The organism is Pseudoalteromonas sp. Of7M-16, from assembly GCF_022347805.1.
GTDB classification, from domain to species: Bacteria; Pseudomonadota; Gammaproteobacteria; order Enterobacterales; family Alteromonadaceae; genus Pseudoalteromonas; species Pseudoalteromonas luteoviolacea_F.
Genome location: NZ_JAKRFY010000006.1, coordinates 121,529 through 142,030 on the forward strand (window position 1 = coordinate 121,529; position 20,502 = coordinate 142,030).

Sequence of the window (20,502 nt, forward strand, 5' to 3'; positions counted from 1 at the left end):
ATAAATTTATTAACCTCGTCGCTTTTTAGCGTATTTTTTGCACTGTTGACAGCTTCTCAAATACCTGTTTTAGTTAAATTGGTTAACAACATGTAACTAGGACAAACAAAATGAAACATAACATTCTAACAAGCACGAAACACACATTACTTGCCCTTGGCGTTGCGTCTGCGCTTGGTGCTACAACTGCACATGCAGCTGCATCTGAACGTATGATTGTCACATTAAAACAAGAATCGATGGCAAATGCGCTACCAGTTGCGTTATCACAAGCTGAGATGGCTGATTTTAAATCTCAGTCTCTTGAATTGTTCGCAAATGACATCAATGCACAAGCGATTAAAACACTACCTAATATCAACGCAGTTGTTATGGAATTAACTCCTGAGCAGCTTAAACAACTTGAGGCTGATGGTAATGTTGCCACTGTTGAAGTTGACCCTAAACGTTTCGTTCCTGAAGCGATTGATGCAAGCATAGCTCCTTTTGCTGAGTCAACACCCTACGGTATTACTATGGTTCAAGCTCAACTAGTCAGCGATGCAGCAGCAGCTAACCGTAAAGTATGTATCATGGACACAGGTTACCACCGTGACCATGAAGACCTTGTAAGTGTTGGTGTGACAGGTGATGACGGCTATGGTTCAAACGATACGGGCCTTTGGCACAATGATGGACACGGTCACGGTACTCACGTTGCAGGTACTATTGCAGCATTAGGCGGCAATGGCACAGGCGTTGTAGGTGTGAATGCATCTGGCAACCTAAAACTACATATTGTTAAAGTTTTCAATGACTCTGGTCGTTGGGCTTATGGTTCTGACCTCATTGAAGCAATCAATCAGTGTGAAGCTGCTGGCGCTAACGTAACAAGCATGAGCCTTGGCGGAAGTGGCAGCTCAACAGCGGAAAGAAATGCATTTGACCAAAGCTACCAGCGCGGCATGCTACACATTGCAGCAGCGGGTAATGGTGGTAACAGTGCTCTGAGCTATCCAGCTTCCTATGACAACGTTGTTTCTGTTGCTGCTGTTGACAGCTCAGAAAACAAAGCGTCTTTCTCACAGTATAACAGCCAAGTTGAAATTGCAGGTCCAGGTGTTGGCGTAAACTCAACATGGAACAATGGTGGCTACAGAAGCATCAGTGGTACATCCATGGCAACGCCTCACGTATCAGGTGTTGCAGCACTAGTTTGGAGTAACTTCCCACAGTGTTCTAACGCTCAAATTCGTGCAGCCTTAAATGCAACAGCAAAAGACAAAGGCGCTGCGGGTCGCGATACATCATATGGTCACGGTATCGTTCAAGCAAAAGCTGCGTATGATTACTTGGCACAAAGCTGTGGTGGTGGCGTTGATCCTGCACCTGTTGCAAACTTTACATTCTCTACTTCAGGCCTAACTGCAACATTCACAAATGGCTCAACTGCTGGTACGTATAACTGGACATTTGGCGACGGAAACTCAAGCTCACAGAGCTCACCAAGCCACACTTATGCTCAAGCTGGTGCGTATAACGTAACACTTAAAGTTACGAACGCTGCTGGCGACTTTGATACAGTTGTTAAGCAAGTAACTGTTGAAGATGCAGTAACACCTCCTGGATGTTCTGGTCTAAGTGCTTGGAGTGCGTCAACGTTCTATCGTGTTGGTGACCGAGTGTCGTATAAAGGCTATGAGTACAAGTCGACTTGGTGGTCACGTGGTGCTCAACCAGACATCTTCAGCAATGTTTGGAACAAAGTAGGTAAATGTAATTAATTCATAACCTATTGCGAGAATAAGATACTCGTACACAATATAACCCCAACACAGGTCCACTGAGTTGGGGTTAGCTTTTCTTTAAATACGTAAACTCCGATTAAACCAGCCCCGATTATGCCAATTGCTCTTTTAAGCGCTTCTAAAATACCTGGTTGAATAGATTGCAAAGCAATGAATTGCAATGTCACAGCCAAAGAAAAACACAAAGCGGCTAATATCCACATTGCTTTATGCTTGTTAAGTTTATCAAGCGCCAATGTAGGCCTAAACAAAATCGAATTAAGTACTAACACGATAAATGTGACATACAGAATATGAAAATCCACCGGGCTATGCTGCAAAGCTTGCTTGTCAAAAACAATACATAGACCCCAACAAAATGACGTTACCAAGATATACCCCGCTCCTGGCTCTTGAACTGACAGCCTACCTCCTTGCAGTATGAATGACGCCAGTACCAGTACCCCGACCGCAACCGCTTCTATTAGACTTAACGCTTCTCCCATCCAAATCCAAGCCGCAGAACCTGCGATCACAGGTGTCAAACATAACATAGGTAACATAACAGCCACCTTGCCTAACGCCAAAGCCCGGATAAAACACACACTCCCCACGCCAGCCAATACGCCACTGATTGTTGCCGGATAGAAATAGTCAAACTGAGGCAGTGCTCGGCTGAAAGATAACCAATAAGCAAAGTATGCTGGTAACACAGTCGCGCTAAATACAACAGACATTGCTGGAGCAGAAAAGAATGCTGACAATCGCTTCCTAGCATAGTCAAATCCAACCCAACAGAAGGCACTTAATAGGGCAAATTCCATACTTATGACTAACTTATAATTTGCTAAGCGCAAGTTGTGTTTGGGTTTTCATATACTGATTGATCTTAGGGTGCTCGGGTTTCCAACCAGCCAAAAAACGATGAAAGTCGGCCCATATAAAACACCAACTTTCTCGCCACTCACTTTCCAATAGTTCTATATCTATTGAAGCGTTTTGATTTTTAATCAGCTCTTTTAATTCCGAAAAATAAATATCCAAAAAATATGCTGCATGGGAGCTGAGCTGCTCAGCATTTAGCACGGTTGTGAATAGCAACATGACATCTGCGAGTCCTGTCCCAATGCCCGTATGTTGAAAATCGTAACCCATCACTGAACTATCATTGAACGCAAAGTTTGCAAGTTTAGCATCGCCATGGATCAGCGTTTTAAAACTCACCGCATCGAGCTTTTCATTAATTGCATGTGCCGCACGCTTTAGCGGCGAGTCTGGCATTTTTTCAAATTCGTCAGGTCGAGTTTTCAAATACCAGTAATTACCATAACCCAACAAACCAAATGAAGACTCACCTCCGCCAACTCGCATCCAATTTGCATGAAAACCCGCTAGCCATTTAAGAGTACGCTCAATATCCCCATGACTCGCCTCGACTATATTATGAAAACCATGTTGCTCGAAGTCTTCCAGTAACGTAACAAAAGTCCCATCAAATTCATGTAACTCAATTACCTTAGGTATGTAACACGGCAAAGGAAGGCTTTCGGCATAATGCGTGTAAAAATACTGTTCTTTAACATAACTACGCACTTTTCTTTGCAACGAGAAGGGAGTTTGCCGAATATTTGCATGCTTCAGATCATCAGGTACCTTGCTCAGCTTAACCGCATATTTACAAGAACCAAATTGGAATTTGTCCAAAAAACCACAGCCATTCCAAAGAGCCTGAGCACTTCGTTCGTGTGTTTGGAGAGAATTAAGGTAGTGTGAGTAAAGAGAATGCTGCATAAAAAAACCGTTCGCTTTTTTATGCAGTTTATATGATACACCCAATTATATAAATAATTGGGTGTATGTTCTTAGTATTTATTGATTAACGACAGACTTAACTGAATCGACTTCCTTCGAGTCTTGGATTAAATTTAAATCAAAATCAAACTCATCCACTCGAATCGCTTTTTCACGCTTGCGATTATAATCGACCAACTTAACATATTCTTGCTCATTGATGATATTCGCGACAAAGGCATTGTTTAACGTATCTGCGAAGCTAACACCCGACTTAATTTCACGCTTTTTAAGTGACTTCTTCACTTTCGCTAACGACTCTAAACACCCCATCTTCGCTTTATAAGCCTGTTCATTGATATCATGTCCATCACCTTCAGTCGGCTTAACTAAATGCGTAAGTTGCTGTTTAAAATCAGTGTCTAATTGTGCAGCTTTTGCTAGCTTTCTGATCATATCGTCACTAATTTTTGGCATACGGTGCGAAAAGTTCATTGTCGCAATACGCATAAAACGTCTTGCTGCTTTGCTTGGGAAGTTATCCAAAAACTTATGAAGTGCCTTTTCTGCTTCCATCAATGCATACCGTGTCGCATAGTGAAAATAAGGTGCAGCTTGCGCCCTATCTTGCTGAGACACTTTTTGCTCATAGTATCGAATTGAAGCCATCGCAGCGTACACAAAGCTCATCACATCGCCAAGTCTTGCTGATAGTAATTCAGCTTGCTTTAGCTTGCCACCAAGAACAAGTAACGAGAAGTCTGCATAAACGGCAAGTTTAGAAGCCAACTGCTGCGCTGCTTTTTCATATTGGACGACTTCAGGCAAAGTGGATGAACCTGACGCCAAAAATGGGAATGCACCGAGTTTAAATGCACGAAGCCCGTTACCAATACTATAGCCGACCGTTTTTCTTAAAATTTTATTGAATTCTTTGTCTGCATTCGCCTCTTCGCTATGAATAGACTCGACCATCGTTTGCAAATAAGGGTGACATCGCATAACGCCTTGACCAAATATCATTAAGTTACGAGTCAAAATATTCGCGCCTTCGACTGTAATCGCGATAGGTTGTGCAACATACCCGCTTGCCAATGTATTTTGTGGGCCCGTTTGGATTGCCTTACCCGCGAGGATATCCATAGCAGAGTCAAGTACATCACGACCCAACTCCGTCATATGATACTTTGCAATAGCAGTGACAACAGACGGTTTTAGGCCCATGCCTAAGCCTTCAGTTGTTAAAACTCGCATTGATTCTTGCAAAAATGCTTTGCCAGCGATATCCGCTAGCTTTTCTTGGATCCCTTCAAACTGGCCAATTGCCAAGCCGAATTGCTCTCGTACAGCTGCGTATTCAGATGCCGACTTCAATGCAACTTGGCTCGTTGAGACGCCCAGTGCCGGCAACGAAATGCCTCGACCAGCTCCCAAACAACTTACTAGCATTTGCCAACCACGGCCGATATTTTCTTGTCCGCCAATGATGAATTCCATCGGAATAAATACTTTGTTACCCCGCGTTGTACCATTGTAGAATCGGATCCCCATAGGATCATGGCGATTGCCAAGCTCTACACCAGGGTGAGATTTCGGGATCAAAGCACAGGTGATACCCAAAGATTCCTTGCCTCCAAGTAAGCCATTTGGATCAAACACTTTAAAGGCCAAACCGAGCACCGTTGCTATCGGAGCAAGTGTGATATATCGCTTATCCCAGGTCACTTCAAGACCAAGTACCTCTTTGCCTTCAAACATGCCTTTTGTAACAATGCCTTGATCAGGAATACCACCCGCGTCAGAGCCTGCTTCCGGGCTTGTCAAAGCGAAACATGGAATGTCACGCCCATTAGCAAGTCTTGGTAAATAATGTGCCTGCTGCTCAGCCGTTCCATAATGCAGTAACAATTCACCCGGACCTAATGAATTTGGAACCATCACAGTAACAGCCACAGCTGAAGATTTGGTTGCAATCGTACCAACAATGGTGGAGTTGGCGTAGGGGCTAAACTCTAGACCACCATATTGCTTTGGAATAATAAGGGAGAAAAAGCGCTCTTTTTTCAGAAACTCTAAAATATGTTCAGGTAAGTGCTTTGAATTTTGGATGTGATTCTCATCAATCATCGCCATTAATTCTTTAACAGGACCGTCTAGAAACGCCTGTTCGTCAGCCGACAATTTCGCTTCGGTCACAGCACGTAAAGCGGAAAAATCTGGTTTTCCTTGATAGATAGAGCCTTCTAGCCATACATCCCCCGCATCTAAAGCTTCTTGCTCAGTAACTGAGATGCTTGGCAAAATTTTTCTTAGTTGTGTTCTTAAACTCATAATTAACTCATCCGACCAGATAGATATACCTACATTACGTCATAAAAATCAATTTAGATCAATTGCTCAAATGAAAAAATTAACGATATTTTTACTACTCGCTGAGTTTTTTCTTTAAAACCTACTGATAATTAATAGCTTACACGTGTGCGCTGAAATAATATTTTTTGTCTTCAGGAAGGTAAAATTTGCGATAAAGCATTGCGGATGCTAAAAGTTGGCACAACTTGCTTGCGTTATAGTCATAAGTGTTTGAGGACAAATCGAGATTTCTAGCCCTCTTTTGCCACCACTGACATAAATTTGCTCATGCTGTTTCGCACTGTCATGCAATATCACCGGAATTTTACGCTTATGAGCGAATGGGCTTATCCCACCAAGCAAATACCCTGTAGCACTTTGCGCGCGATTTTTATCAGCCATTTGCGCTTTTTTACCTGACACAGATTTCGCAAAAGACTTCAAATCTACTTGTTGTGTAGCTGGTGTGATGCCTATAAACAAGTCTCCATCTACATCAATCACTAGGGTTTTAAATACCTTACACTCTTCAAGATTTAGCTTGCTAGCGGCTTCTTGTGCATAATTTGGCGATTTTGGATCATGCTTAAATTTTAAGACCTCAAACTGGACTTTACTTTTGGTCAACAAGTTAATTGCAGGTGTCATATTAAATCCTTACTAATTATGGCTTTACTAAAAAATAACGAGTATTCAATCGAGCCTTAGTGCTAAAACATCTACACGTTATTTGCAATTTATTATCCAAGATATTTTTATTATAAATTGTACTAAATTATGCTCGACAATACTGGATTGTCGACTAAAGTAGTATATACCAGCAGATTCAATCTGCGTTGGTAGTTAGAAGCGAAAACTTGCTGTAACAGCGATGTTGAATTGTGCCATTTATAAGTAGGTGCGTCGCATGTATACAAGCTTAGCGCAAGGTATCGGTGTCACTTTGAGTATTTTGACCGTCATTTTCGTTTTACACAGTGAATACAATGCTTGGTCGAACAAGCTAGCGTGTAATGAAAAGTGCGAGCTATTAGGGTGTCATTCAGGAACACTGATTTCAGGAGAAAGCCGACCGGATTTAGTTTGTCGGTGCAACGATGATATGGATTATCTCGTAATATTAGACTGAGAGTAAAACGGCGCCATCGGCGCCGTTTTGATTTATTCTGACAGACTAACCAAATTACTTGGTCAAATCATCAAAAAATTTCTTTACGCCATCAAAGAAGCCTTGTGCTTTAGGGCGGTTCTTACTGTCACCGCTCATGCTTTCTTCAAGCTCTTTTAATAACTCTTTTTGACGCTCATTCAGGTTAACAGGCGTTTCAATTACAACTTTACAGATTAAATCGCCAACAGAGCCACTGCGTACTGACTTCACGCCTTTACCGCGCATTCGGAACATCTTTCCAGTTTGGCTCTCTGAAGGGATTTTAAGATTTGCTCTGCCATCTAAGGTCGGAACTTCAATCTCACCGCCAAGCGCTGCGGTAGTGAAGCTAATTGGTACTTCACAGTATAGATTGTTACCATCACGAACAAAGATTGGGTGCTCTCTCACGGTTACCTGAACATACAAGTCGCCTGCTGGCGCGCCATGCATACCGGCTTCACCTTCGCCAGATAAACGAATACGATCACCCGTATCAACACCTGCCGGAATTTTAACCGATAGCGTTTTAGTCTTTTCTACGCGACCTTGACCATGACAGCTGTCACATGGATCAGAAATAACCTGGCCTGTACCTTGACAAGTAGGGCACGTCTGCTGAACAGCGAAGAAACCTTGACGCATTTGAACTTGCCCCGCGCCGTGACATGTTGAACATGTCTTCGGTTTAGAACCTGCTTTAGCACCACTGCCATCACATGGTTTACAACTTACCCAAGTAGGCACCTTAATCTCTACGTCTTTACCCTTAACGGCCTCTTCTAGCGTTAAGTCTAAGCTGTAGCGTAAATCGGCTCCACGTTGCTGTCTCGATTGACGACGGCCACCACCGCCACCAAAAATATCACCGAATACGTCCCCGAAAATATCGCCAAAGTCGGCTCCGCCACCGAATCCGCCATGGCCTCCACCACCGTTTTGTTCAAACGCTGCATGGCCGTATTGATCATACATCTGGCGTTTCTGACTATCCGTTAGGACCTCGTACGCTTCTTTTACTTCTTTAAACTTAGCTTCTAAAGCTTCATCACCCGCTGTACGATCTGGATGATACTTCATTGCTAGGCGCTTATAGGCCTTTTTTATATCACGTTCACCGGCGTCTTTTGATACACCTAATACTTCGTAATAATCACGTTTGGACATAGTTATCACACTACTCTTACAAGACAACTCTCCGAAACCTACGTTCGGTTGTGAGCCAAAATTTAAAAACACGAAGGGCGCGTCAAGCGAAGTCGCCGCGCGCCCTTAACAGTCAACAATTACTTGTTGTCTTTAACTTCTTCAAACTCAGCATCAACAACATCATCGTCTGCTTTCGCTGAACTTTGTTGTGCACCTGCATCAGGACCTGGTTGCTGTGCCTGCGCATTTGCTTGTGCGATTTCCATTAGCTTTTGAGATTTCTCTGCAAGCGCTTGAGTCTTCGCATCGATGTCTTCTTTGCTGTCGCCTTTAATAGCTGCTTCAAGTTCAGTTAAAGCACCTTCAATTGCAGTCTTGTCGTCAGCTGGAAGTGCATCACCCGCCTCTTCAACTTGCTTGCGAGTAGCATGAACAAGTGCATCAGCTTGGTTACGTGCGCCAACTAGCTCTTCGAACTTTTTGTCTTCTTCAGCATTTGCTTCTGCATCACGTACCATTTTTTCTACTTCATCGTCACTTAGACCAGAAGAAGCCTGGATAGTGATTTTCTGCTCTTTGCCCGTATCTTTGTCTTTTGCAGATACGTGTAGGATACCGTCCGCATCAACATCGAAAGTTACTTCGATTTGTGGTGCACCACGCTGAGCTGGGCGAATGCCTTCTAGGTTGAACTGACCAAGTGACTTGTTATCAGTTGAACGCTTGCGCTCACCTTGTAGTACATGGATAGTTACCGCAGACTGATTGTCTTCAGCTGTTGAGAACACCTGTGACTTCTTAGTCGGGATAGTTGTGTTCTTCTCGATAAGCGCCGTCATTACTTGACCCATTGTCTCAATACCTAGAGATAATGGAATAACGTCTAGAAGAAGTACATCTTTAACGTCACCAGAAAGTACACCACCTTGAACAGCTGCACCTAGTGCTACCGCTTCATCAGGGTTAACGTCCTTACGAGCTTCTTTACCAAAGAATTCAGCAACTTTTGACTGAACTAGTGGCATACGTGTTTGACCACCAACTAGAATGATATCATTTACGTCGCTTACAGACAGGTCTGCATCAGCTAGTGCGCGCTTAAGCGGCTCAATTGACTGATTTACTAAGTCTTCAACTAAAGACTCAAGCTTAGCACGTGTTAGTTTAACGTTCATGTGCTTAGGACCAGTTGCATCAGCAGTTACGTATGGAAGATTAACTTCTGTTTGCTGTGCAGATGAAAGTTCGATTTTCGCTTTCTCAGCCGCTTCTTTAACACGTTGCATCGCTAGCGGATCTGCTTTTAGGTCGATGCCTTGCTCTTTTTTGAACTCTTCAACTAGGTAGTTGATAACTCGGTTATCAAAGTCTTCACCACCTAAGTGCGTGTCACCGTTTGTTGCTAGTACTTCAAACGTGTGTTCGCCGTCTACTTCGTCAATTTCAATGATTGAGATATCAAAAGTACCACCACCAAGGTCATATACCGCAACAACGTTGTCACCTTGCTTTTTGTCCATACCGTAAGCAAGTGCAGCAGCTGTTGGCTCATTGATGATACGTTTAACGTCTAGACCTGCAATGCGGCCAGCATCTTTTGTTGCTTGACGCTGAGAGTCGTTAAAGTATGCAGGAACTGTAATTACTGCTTCAGTAACTTCTTCACCTAGGAAGTCTTCTGCAGTCTTTTTCATTTTCTTAAGAACTTCTGCAGAAATCTGTGGTGCAGCGCGTTTTTCGCCGCGTACTTCAACCCATGCGTCACCATTGTCAGCTTTAACAATGTTGAATGGCATGATGCTGATATCACGTTGTACTTCTTCATCTTCAAAGCGACGACCAATTAGTCGCTTAATTGCATATAGCGTATTTGTAGGGTTAGTAACTGCTTGACGCTTTGCCGGTTGACCTACTAGCGTTTCGCCTTCTTCTGTAAATGCAATAATCGACGGGGTAGTACGATCGCCTTCCGCGTTTTCGATAACGCGCGTATTCTCACCATCTAAAACTGCTACACAAGAGTTAGTAGTACCTAAATCGATTCCAATAATTTTACCCATGTGAATCTTCTCCGACCTCAAAAAATTCGTTGTTCTGTTAGATGACTTGATAAATAGGGGCGGCAATTTCTAATTCAACCTTAAAGTAGAAAAAAATTTCATTTTTTTTCAATTTTTTTTATTTTTAGGATGAACAGAGCAAAAAGCAGGCAAAAAATCTGTATTTATCCATTTAGAGTATATATTCTAATTGGGTAAAAATAACACATGGACTCACTATGGATTTTCATACCTTAATTTCGTCTTCTCAACTACAGGCACAAGAAAGCACCTTAAGCGTTCCTAACACTTGGAGCCAAGGCCGAACCGTTTTTGGTGGGTTGAGTGCTGCGCTGATGCTACAACAAATGTATTTAAAGCTTGACGATGCATCGAGAAAACTGCTTTCTTTCAATTGTAATTTCGTCGCGCCACTCATCACTGAAACACCATTTACGATTAACACCACGATATTGAGGCATGGTAAAAACGTTACGCAGATTGAATCCAGAATTATGCAAAGTGATACTGTATGCCTCGTTGCCCTTGCCTGTTTCGGTACGCAACGGCAATCTAAAATACAAGTAGAATCAACTCAACAACCCCGCATACTCAATCAAGAGATAGTTAGCAGTCAAACGATTAAGTATGTTGAAGGTGTGTTTCCAGCGTTTATTCAAAATATCGATCTCAATATTCAAGCAGGAGCGATGCCCTTTAGTGGCTCTGACTCGACAGAAATTCATGGTTGGATGAAGTTTAAACAGGTCCCAAAGAACTTATCTCCGGAATTAAGTATCTTAGCGTTAGCAGACGCATGGCCACCAACTTTACTGCAACTGTGCGATAAACCGTCTCCTGCAAGTAGCGTGTCTTGGTATGTAGAGTTTCTACAACCTTTAACCATGAATATATCTGATTGGTTTGGTTATGAGGCAATCACACATCAGGCAAATAGCGGATACGGTATTGAAGATGCAAAAATTTTCTCTAGCAGCGGAGAGTTAGTGGCACTTAGCCGACAAACTGTCGCCGTATTTGATAGTTGATATTCTTTAAATGCTGGAACACAATAGAGGTATATATCTCTACTGTGATTTTATATTGTGATAACTGCTTGCCAACATTGTGATTATTTAGTGTCTATCGCACACATGGACAAGCATCAAAGAGCCATATGTCCGCATTGTGGTAACACCTTGGCTCACTGTCAAGTTAACTACAACCAGAGCATAAATGCGTTTGGTTTGTCATCAATACTTTTTTTGATAGTGAGCCTGCATCCTCATTTTATCTCTTATGCACAACATGGTTTAAAACAATCCATTAGCTTGATCGAAGCAATCTCGCTCCTCGCTACCAACTTTAGTACGCTGTTGGCCGGGCTACTCGCCTTTACTATTTTGCTGATGCCTTTGCTTGCATTAGTGTTAATTATGTTGGCTCACTCCCCGCTTTGGAAAAACTTAAATCCACACAATGCACGCGTCATAGTACGAATTTTGATGCTATTAAAGCCGCTTAATCTTGCAGATATTTTTCTTGTGGCTGTACTGATCAGTGCTTTCAAATTGACTGAATTTGCAGAGATTGAGGTTGGACTTGGTTTTTGGTCTTATATTCTCTTTGTTTTGTGTTTTATTGAAACACTATCCTTACTCAGTAAAGAACAACTCTGGGAAAGAGAGCAAATAACTTACTGTCCAGATGAACAAACTTGTGCACCCAGAGCACAACAGCAATCCTTAAAGAAATGTCATGTTTGTGGCCAGCTTAGTAATGCAACACATTGCCCTAGATGCACATCAAAGCTAAAGTACCGAAAAACAAATTCGCTAGAAAAAAGCGCGGCATGGATGTTGACTGCCATGGTTTTACTGATCCCTGCTTTGGCGCTTCCAATTATGGATACCATCAATCTTGGACTGCATACCAAGGCAACTATCTACAGCGGTGTCGAAGTTATGTGGCATGCGGGCTCCTACCCAGTGGCAATTCTTATTTTTGTCGCCAGTATTTGTATTCCCATCATTAAAGGGGTCGCGCTCTTTTATTTACTTTATCAAGTTAAAGCATGCACTCAGCCTAAATTGGCAAGTAAGTTGTATAGAGCACTTGAATTTATGGGGAAATGGTCGATGATCGATGTGTTCGTCGTTATTTTGTTGGTTTCTCTAGTGCAACTTGGTACTGTGTTAAGTGTTGAACCTCAATCAGGTATTGTGTTTTTCACTGCTATGGTATTATGCCAAATAATCTCTGTAAATCATTTCGACCCTAGGCTATTGTGGGATAACTTGAATAAACATGAATGAGAAAGCTTATATAGAATCCAAACCAAAATTTTCTGTAATTTGGATTGTTCCTATCATCGCTGTTTTAATCACCGGATGGATGCTCTATCAACACCAATCTAATAAAGGCCATACGATTTTTCTAAAAATGGATAATGCTGACGGCATCATTGCAGGGAAAACTGAGGTGAAAGTCAGAAGTGTGCAAGTTGGCATTGTTGAGTCTCTCAAATTACAAATAGAGCAAAACGCAGTTATTGCAACCATACGCATATTTAAAGACTATGATACTTTGCTCACAGAAGACGCCAAATTTTGGACCGTAAAACCACGGGTCGATGAAACCGGGATATCAGGCTTAAACACATTGCTTTCAGGTGTTTATATCGAGCTTTTACCTGGAGAACAAAGTAACTTAGCCAACCTCTTTACGATGCAGAATCAGCCTGCGCTCATTGCACCCGATATTGAAGGTGTCAGATACAAACTCAAAGCAGCAAACGCCGAGGTTCTGGACGTTGGAACTGGCATATTTTTTAGAAATTACAAAATTGGACAAGTTGAAACCGCCAGTTTTAACGAAAAGACACTGGAAATGGACTACGGAATTTTCGTTAATTCCCCCTATGATGAACTCATCTCTAACAATGTTATTTTTTGGGTTAACTCAGGCGTAGAAGTTGACTTATCTACCGAAGGGATCAAAGTTTCTACTGGTTCTTTGTCAAAATTGATCAAAGGCGGGATCTCTGTTGATTACCCGCCAAACTCTGTCGCTGACTCTATTGCACAGCAATACACTCAATATAAGTTACATAAAAACTTTGCGGTTGCACTGGAGAGGCGATTTGACTTATTTGATCTATACCTTGTTGAATTTGAACAATCCATTAAGGGGTTGAAGCCTGGCGCACCTGTCGAATATCGAGGAATGCGTATTGGTACCGTGGAGCAAGTGCCAGCGCAACTAGTTCGAGATGGACAGCCTTTATACTTCCAACAAAATAATACGTCGATTCCGGTGTTAATAAAGGTAGAATACGGCAGAATCTATGAGGTAGATGAGCAGGCCAAGCAATACTGGCAAGGAAACATAGAAAAATGGATTGAAAATGGGCTACGAGCATCGCTAAAAAGTGGTAATTTATTAACCGGTGCGGTATATATAGAATTAGATTTTTATAGTGCAGCCAAGCCGGAATCAATTGCCAAACACTCTGTATATCCTGTGTTACCCAGTGTACCGAGTGGATTTACGGCTTTATCCGAACAAGTTATGGCATTGCTTAATAAACTAAATAGTTTGCCGTTAGATGCAGCCTTGGGTGAAGCCAAAGACACGCTCACCGCATATAAACAATTGGGTGCTGAAACTGAGCAACTTATAAAAGATTTAAACAACAAAAAAGTACCAGAAAAAGTGGAAAAGAATTTAACTCAATTACAGGGCACGTTGACTCAGCTAACCGCAAGCTTGAAACAATTTGAAAAAACCCTGTCGACCTATCAACAAGGCTCTGGTGTAATGGATCAGTTGACCGATACACTGAGTGAGCTAGAAAGCTTGTCCAACACCTTAAAACCAGTAACTAAAGGCCTAAATGAGCAACCTAACATGCTGATTTTCGATAAAAACGCGTCCGAAGATCCCGTACCGAGGAAGCGTTAATGAAATCGTCATTACAAATTTGCTTGTTAGCTTTACTAATGATGGGTTGTAGTAGTAACTCAGATGGTCACAAATACTATAAGTTCTCTGATCAGGCTCAGTCGGTCGAAAAACAAATTGGCGCGCCAGAGACACCTATTTACTTGGATCAGGTAGCTATTTTAGGCGTTTCCAACCAACAAGCATTTGTTCAGTTTACTCAACCCAATACGGTTAATATTGCAAGCTTTCACTTCTGGGCTGAACACCCAGAAAACATGCTGACACAGTTAACCCTGAGCTATTTAAATAAACGAGGCTTGACGATAATTCCTAGGACGTTGGCAGGCGATTTAAATACAACCCGTTACAGTTTAAAGCTTGTTGTAGATGAGTATGCAGGTCACTATGAAAAAGGCGCTATTCTCAGCGGCAATTGGTATTTTTACAAGTTGCAAGCTGGCAATACCCAATTGATTCAAACAAAACGATTTTCATTTGAAAACCAGCTTCAGGACGATGGTTTCGATGCATTAGTAGCAGCTCATAAAAGCAACTGGCTGCTACTGTTAAATGATGTTGAGCAAATACTTACTGCCCAACTCAACAAAAGTAGTAAGTAAACAAACAATCAGCTTTGTTAGGCGACTGGCTAAAAATCTTCCCGTTGCCTTCAAAGCCTAGCCTCTTTAATAATTTTTTGCTGTTGTGATTTTCAACATCTGTTATAGCGTGAAGCTTGGCTATGTTGAGGTGTTCACGTGCAATAGCAATAAGCTGTTCACATGTCTCAAAAGCTAACCCTCTACCTGTATAATCATCTAAAAATGCATATCCTAAATCAGGCTCTTGTAGATAAGGACGCTGGTAAAAACCCGCAATCCCAATGGCCTCACCTGATTGCAAATAAACAATATACGGAGCGCTGAGTCCTTCTTTATAAGGAGATAAAAAAGAGCGTTCAATATACTCGATTGCGGTATGGTGGTTGTTTACCTTTTTGTCACCAATATACTCGATAAAACTCTGCTGATTGAGCAACTTAATAATAAAATCAGCATCATCAAGAGTCGCTTTTCTAATTTCACACCGTTTAGACACTGTTATTATATTTCCAGGCATCACAAACTCCCCCGCCACATATTTTTGTTTTTCTATTTTAAGGCTGTAAAAACCAATATAGAGCCGTGCTCTATATTGGTTTTGTTACCACAGCATCGAAGGTGCCGTAGTAGCAAGTAAACGAGAGTCTACTCGTAGCTGACTTTTTTATACAAGTCCTCTAGAGAGCTTATCTTCTTTTGATTAGGCAAGTCAGCAAATGGCTTTTCAGAAAACTTATTGCCTCTCAATTGAATATTTAACCTTGGTGCCTTTGCATTTAACAATGTATGACTTAAATAAGACTTAAGATCTTCCATTGTGACCTGCTCAGCCGCAGTAATTAATTGCTCTTTTGAGTCAAATGACAATTCATTTTTATACCAGTCCGTCAGAATAGGCTGCGCTTCTTCTGCTAAGTTTTTAGGTTCCTCTTTTAGGTTAGCCAATGCCGATGCTTTGATTTGTTCAAACTCTTCCGCGGTTAAGTTGTCCAGCTCTTTTGCATATTCCAACTTAAATGCGTCAAAACGTGCTTGCATCGACTTGACATCTTTGACCGGCGTTTGAATAAAGAGCGCAATTGCCGAATGTTCATCAATACTAGTCGCTATAGCTCCCACAGCATAGGCCAACTGCTCTTCAGTACGTAGTGTATTGAAAGCTTTTTGTCTTAAGTGCGACTTCAATATTAATGCTGCGGCTTTCTGTGCGTAACCAGGCTCCGGATGTACCACAACATCAATAACTGCGACATCAGCTACATCAGTATCTTTTTGTAAGACGATCACTTCACCTTGTTTTGGCTGCCAAAAACCAGCCCTAACATAATCGACCTGACTTACTTCGTTACCTATATGGGCCTCTAGGCCAGATACAACATTAGTGATATCTTGCTTATTGTAGTTACCATAGCCAAATACACGCACTAAGTTATTACTGAGTAATTCACTCTGTGCATTTTTAAAGCCATCGGTAGTCATATTTTTAGCAGCTTTAATCAAAGCCTCCGTATCGAAACTACCTTCGCGAGTAACTTGCCTGTATGCTCCAAAAACTTGATAGTATGGGATTTGCTTTTCTTTATTTTGCAAAGTACGAACATATCGATCAATTGCTTGCTCGAGTTGTTTTTGGTTTGGAGTTACGGCCAATCCTTCGAGCGCTTTTTCTAACAATACTGGCTGCTTATCCGTAAAGCCTGAAACCGACATCACCAAGCCGTTAGCGTAGCTAAGCTCCAAACCCATTCCTGCAACGTGTGCTTCAGTTATCAACTTCGCTTTTTCAATCTCATAGAGATCAGCCCAAAGGTTTGCAGCAACTTGGGCATTGATATCGTTAATTGGCAAAGCACTGTTTAAGACTATTTCTAATTTCCCTTTTGGCTGCTCGCCAAAACGTTTGCTCGGCTTAAGCCACGCATGTATACGCTTACCCTCATATACCTTTTCAACCACTTTAGATTCGGAGTTTTTGAGCTCAAAGTTTTCCGGTAGCAATCGGTTGACACTCGGTAACGCTAAAGCAAACTGACTGGGTTTAGACCAAGATTTAACTTCACTTTCCCCAATGGGCTCAACCTTATATTCTCCATCATAAAAGTGAAGCTTGCTGTCAACGGGCTCATCTTTACTTATGTACCAAACACGCATGGTATCGGAGTTAAGCTGCTTTAGGACCTGATTTACTGCTTTTGGATCAAACTGAGCAAAATGATAGTTTGCATTAATCGCATGTGTTAATGGATAGTCTTGCATATTGGCAGCTAATGTACTTACATATGAAAACTCATCACTCTTTTCTAAGAATCTAAATTGATTATTCAATGATGTTCTGATCTCTTCGAAGTACTTGCTATCAACTCCCTGCTCTTTAATCAAGTTTATGTACTGCATAATTGTTGCAACAATGGTTTCGCGTTGCTGCATTCCTTGATCAGTCAATTGAACATCAATTGTTAATGCACCGTAATTACCATAGTGATTTGGCGACGCGTTTGCCGTCAACGAAGAGATAAGCCCCTGCTCTTTCAATACTTGAGCTGGACTGCCTTGCATTTCATTGCTCAATAAATAGCTAACAAAATAGTTAGGTTTGACGGCAAAGTCAGACATATTATTTTCAATTATAAACTCGACATTAAGCGCTTTGACATCTTGATTCGGTCGATAATGAATGCGTTTTTTGCCTACTTCGCTAAAGTCTATCTTTTTGGTTACTTCTGGCTCAGGGATATTTTTATTTTTAATGGTACTAAAATGTTTTATCGCTTTTTGTTCCATCTCAGCCAATGGCATATTTGAAACCATCGCGAGTTTCATAATGTTCGAAGAATAATATTTATTGTAGAAAGCGACTGTTTCTTGATGCAGGCTACTATTCTCCTTGTCACCGAGCGTTTCCAAATTACCTATCAAAAATCGGTTAGACGGATGGTCACCTAAAAGCTGCCTAGCCAACTTGAACTGCCCAAAAAAGTCCATTTCTCTGCGCATCGACCACTCGGCATTTACAGCGTTTTTCTCTTTATCTGTATACTCAGGGTAGAGTTTTGCCGACTTAAAAAAGTCTGAAAAGCGGTCCAGTGCCTCGTCGTAAGCATCATTGTTTATTTTAACCATGTAGTTGGTCACATCTAACCAAGTATACGCATTATTGGCGCCGCCATTATTTTGCACAAACTCCGCATACCCATCTGGATCTGGAAACTTTTCTGTGCCTAAAAACAACATGTGCTCTAAATAGTGTGCCATTCCTTGCTGAGACATAGGATCATGAAGCAAACCAACACCAACGCTGAGAGCAGCAGCTGACTTTTCAGCACTAGGATCAGAAACAAGCACAACCTCAATGCCATTCTCTAGAGTAAGTACTTTGTAAGCACGGTCGTCATTGGGGCTCACCACAAGCTGTTCAGAAATAAGTTGTACAGGTTGGTTGTTGAAAGTCGTCGTCGAGCACGCTGTCAAAATGCCAAGCGAGATAGCGCCTAGTGCCATTAGTTTTTTCATAAAGTTCCCAATATAAATTGCATATTTGCCGAGTAGCAGTACTTAAAGCAAATAGCCTTAGATTATCTTTTTGAATGTATTGCCATATACTGATAGTAATGTCCGATATGCACAAGCACAAGCCAAAAAAAAGTGTAACCGATTGTTAAATATAGACAAGCTAGCGCTATTAAAAGTTCTTCAGTAAGAATCTTTTTATCACTATTTAATAACTTAGCCCATTCAATGAACAGAAAAGTTAATTTTTATGATTAAAAGTGTTTTTTTTGAATCAAAAACACTCTACACTGCGTGCAAATTGCTCAGTTCTCAAACTGGTGCTACAAGGCAAGTATATAAAAATCAACAGGGGCTAAAAAATGAATGAAGAGCAAATTTGTGATTTTGGCATTCATGCAGGCGAACCATATAGCAAACTGCCCGCATGCTTTTTAAATTGGATGGTTGAAACCAACCATAAAAAACGGAATTTTGCGAAAAGCGAACTCAATAGAAGAGAAGAGGCTGTGCTCAGTTCTCGCAATACTTCAAACCCCACAACTTTGTAATGCCATTTTCGTGTAATTGCTTTAAACTACGCGCATAAATAAGTTCAGATTTTTATAATAATTTATGCGCATAATTATTTCTTTGTTTTTGCTTTGTTTTTTAGCTGCCTGCCAATTACTGACAGTAAAAGACAATGCACAATATTTAACAGTCCTACATACCAATGACAACCATGGTCGATTTTGGCACAACGAAAATGGTGAATACGGTATGGCTGCACGAAAAACCCTTATCGACAAATTGCGCAACGACGCAGTAAAACAAGGGCATAGTGTTATTTTGCTGTCTGGGGGTGATATAAACACAGGCGTTCCGGAGTCGGATTTACAAGTAGCTGAACCCGATTTTAAAGGGATGAGCATTATTGGTTACGATGCAATGGCCATTGGCAATCACGAGTTTGACAACCCATTGAGCGTACTAGACAAGCAGATAAAATGGTCTAATTTCCCTTTGCTCTCAGCCAACATTATTGATAAAAAAACCAATAAACCAGCTTACCAGTCGTACACTATTATCCAAAAAGGGCAGCTAAAAATAGCGGTTGTAGGATTGACCACTGTCGATACTGCAAAAATCGCCAATCCACAGTATATCGGCCATTTGGACTTTATCACGCCGGCGGTTGCTACACAGCCTCTGGTAGATATGATCAAATCGACGTATCAACCTGACGTCGTTGTTGCAGTAACGCACATGGGTCATTATCACGATGCCAAGCACGGAATCAATGCTCCTGGTGACGTCACTTTAGCCAGAGATTTGAAACCAAACACCTTAGATATGATCATAGGAGGTCACTCTCAGGAGCCGATCTGTGTAGATGAAATGGGTAAGCAAGATGCTTCTTTTTCACCAGGTAAAGCTTGCTGGCCAGACAAGCAAAATGGTACTTGGATTATGCAGGCCCATGAATGGGGCAAATATGTGGGCAAGGCGGTCTTTAAGATTGAGAATGGCAACAAAGAACTACTTAGTTACGAACTAGTTCCCGTCAATTTAAAAGATGACCAAGGTAACTTCATCACCAATGAAATTGAGAAGGATACAAGCCTATATAATTTCTTACTCCCCTTTCAAGAAAAAGGCGCGGAAAAACTTGCTGGGGCAGTTGGTAATGTAGATGCCTTCCTAGATGGCCGCAGAGACACAGTTAGATTTACCCAGAGTAAATTGGCCGACCTTATCATCAATGCACAAACTGAAGCTGTAGGAGCAGACTTTGGCATCATCAGCGGTGGCGGTATCCGTGCAAGCATAAAAAAAGGCGATGTAAACTACAAAGATATTTTGAAAGTCCATCCATTTAGAAATCGCGTTGCTTATATTGACTGGCAAGGGCCTGAATTAGTGGACTATATCAGTGTCGTAGGAAGCTTTCCAGCAGATGCAGGTGCTTACCTACAGTATCATAAAATCGACTTTAGTATTGAAAATGGCCTTGCCAAGATAAAGACAATTAATGGCAAGCCATTTGATATTAATGGAATTTATAGAATGAGCATCAATAGTTACAATGCAGCTGGAGGAGATGGCTACCCGGTTATTACCGAAAAGGAAAGTTATCAAAATACCGACAGCACAGATGCGCAAGTATTGAGAGCTTATATCGAAAAATATTCACCAATAAAGACAGGTAACCTTTGACC

At 41.5% G+C, this 20,502-nt stretch carries 16 protein-coding genes; 8 read left to right on the top strand and 8 right to left on the bottom strand.

Translation table 11 applies throughout. The features are described from left to right. Positions 1-110 precede the first annotated feature (110 nt). Positions 111-1,763: a S8 family serine peptidase gene (locus MHN81_RS08345; protein ID WP_023397848.1), complete on the top strand. Its 1,653-nt coding sequence runs from the start codon at positions 111-113 to the stop codon at positions 1,761-1,763. An 8-nt stretch (positions 1,764-1,771) separates the two neighbouring features. Here the strand turns inward: MHN81_RS08345 and MHN81_RS08350 are convergent, their stop codons facing one another. From MHN81_RS08350 to ybaK, 4 genes are all read right to left on the bottom strand, one after another. Next, the gene (locus MHN81_RS08350) at positions 1,772-2,590 is read right to left on the bottom strand and encodes an EamA family transporter (protein ID WP_343224727.1); all 819 of its coding nucleotides are present in this window, start codon (positions 2,588-2,590) and stop codon (positions 1,772-1,774) included. Positions 2,591-2,603: 13 nt separating this feature from the next. Then, the gene (locus tag MHN81_RS08355) at positions 2,604-3,557 is read right to left on the bottom strand and encodes a phosphotransferase (protein WP_239425510.1); all 954 of its coding nucleotides are present in this window, start codon (positions 3,555-3,557) and stop codon (positions 2,604-2,606) included. A 78-nt stretch (positions 3,558-3,635) separates the two neighbouring features. Then, the gene (locus MHN81_RS08360) at positions 3,636-5,888 is read right to left on the bottom strand and encodes an acyl-CoA dehydrogenase (RefSeq protein WP_239425511.1); all 2,253 of its coding nucleotides are present in this window, start codon (positions 5,886-5,888) and stop codon (positions 3,636-3,638) included. Between the two features lie 210 nt (positions 5,889-6,098). Next, complete coding sequence (gene ybaK, locus MHN81_RS08365) at positions 6,099-6,557, bottom strand: Cys-tRNA(Pro) deacylase (protein ID WP_023397852.1); 459 nt, start codon at positions 6,555-6,557, stop codon at positions 6,099-6,101. Positions 6,558-6,816: 259 nt separating this feature from the next. On the opposite strand from ybaK, the gene MHN81_RS08370 reads away from it, so the two are divergent. Beyond that, positions 6,817-7,038, top strand: coding sequence for a hypothetical protein (locus MHN81_RS08370; protein WP_023397853.1), 222 nt, complete (start codon positions 6,817-6,819; stop codon positions 7,036-7,038). Between the two features lie 54 nt (positions 7,039-7,092). Here MHN81_RS08370 and dnaJ read toward each other — a convergent pair whose 3' ends face one another. Together dnaJ and dnaK are read right to left on the bottom strand one after the other, a co-directional pair. Then, the gene (gene dnaJ / locus MHN81_RS08375) at positions 7,093-8,226 is read right to left on the bottom strand and encodes a molecular chaperone DnaJ (protein ID WP_023397854.1); all 1,134 of its coding nucleotides are present in this window, start codon (positions 8,224-8,226) and stop codon (positions 7,093-7,095) included. Positions 8,227-8,345: 119 nt separating this feature from the next. After that, positions 8,346-10,268: a molecular chaperone DnaK gene (gene dnaK, locus MHN81_RS08380; RefSeq protein WP_023397855.1), complete on the bottom strand. Its 1,923-nt coding sequence runs from the start codon at positions 10,266-10,268 to the stop codon at positions 8,346-8,348. Positions 10,269-10,486: 218 nt separating this feature from the next. Here dnaK and MHN81_RS08385 point away from each other — a divergent pair, with 218 nt between their 5' ends. Genes MHN81_RS08385 through MHN81_RS08400 form a run of 4 tightly spaced genes read left to right on the top strand, consistent with a single transcriptional unit; the run spans position 10,487 to position 14,812 of the window. Beyond that, positions 10,487-11,296, top strand: a complete 810-nt coding sequence (locus MHN81_RS08385; RefSeq protein WP_239425512.1) for a thioesterase family protein — start codon at positions 10,487-10,489, stop codon at positions 11,294-11,296. Between the two features lie 57 nt (positions 11,297-11,353). Beyond that, a complete protein-coding gene (locus MHN81_RS08390) occupies positions 11,354-12,562 on the top strand; it encodes a PqiA/YebS family transporter subunit (RefSeq protein ID WP_036975133.1) in 1,209 nt (402 codons plus the stop codon). Further along, a complete protein-coding gene (gene pqiB, locus MHN81_RS08395; protein ID WP_023397858.1) occupies positions 12,555-14,210 on the top strand; it encodes an intermembrane transport protein PqiB in 1,656 nt (551 codons plus the stop codon). The genes MHN81_RS08390 and pqiB overlap by 8 nt, the downstream gene beginning before the upstream one ends. Continuing rightward, complete coding sequence (locus tag MHN81_RS08400; RefSeq protein WP_023397859.1) at positions 14,210-14,812, top strand: ABC-type transport auxiliary lipoprotein family protein; 603 nt, start codon at positions 14,210-14,212, stop codon at positions 14,810-14,812. Before pqiB ends, MHN81_RS08400 begins: the two co-directional genes overlap by 1 nt. Here MHN81_RS08400 and MHN81_RS08405 read toward each other — a convergent pair. Together MHN81_RS08405 and MHN81_RS08410 are read right to left on the bottom strand one after the other, a co-directional pair. Beyond that, a complete protein-coding gene (locus MHN81_RS08405) occupies positions 14,793-15,311 on the bottom strand; it encodes a GNAT family N-acetyltransferase (protein WP_239425513.1) in 519 nt (172 codons plus the stop codon). The two genes, MHN81_RS08400 and MHN81_RS08405, sit on opposite strands and share 20 nt — an antisense overlap. A 128-nt stretch (positions 15,312-15,439) precedes the next feature. After that, on the bottom strand, positions 15,440-18,304 hold the full coding sequence (locus MHN81_RS08410; RefSeq protein ID WP_239425514.1) for an insulinase family protein: 2,865 nt from the start codon (positions 18,302-18,304) through the stop codon (positions 15,440-15,442). A 359-nt stretch (positions 18,305-18,663) separates the two neighbouring features. Here MHN81_RS08410 and MHN81_RS08415 point away from each other — a divergent pair, with 359 nt between their 5' ends. Beyond that, a complete protein-coding gene (locus tag MHN81_RS08415) occupies positions 18,664-18,852 on the top strand; it encodes a hypothetical protein (RefSeq protein WP_023397862.1) in 189 nt (62 codons plus the stop codon). Between the two features lie 64 nt (positions 18,853-18,916). After that, the gene (gene ushA / locus MHN81_RS08420; protein ID WP_239425515.1) at positions 18,917-20,500 is read left to right on the top strand and encodes a bifunctional UDP-sugar hydrolase/5'-nucleotidase UshA; all 1,584 of its coding nucleotides are present in this window, start codon (positions 18,917-18,919) and stop codon (positions 20,498-20,500) included. The last annotated feature ends 2 nt before the right edge of the window (positions 20,501-20,502 follow it).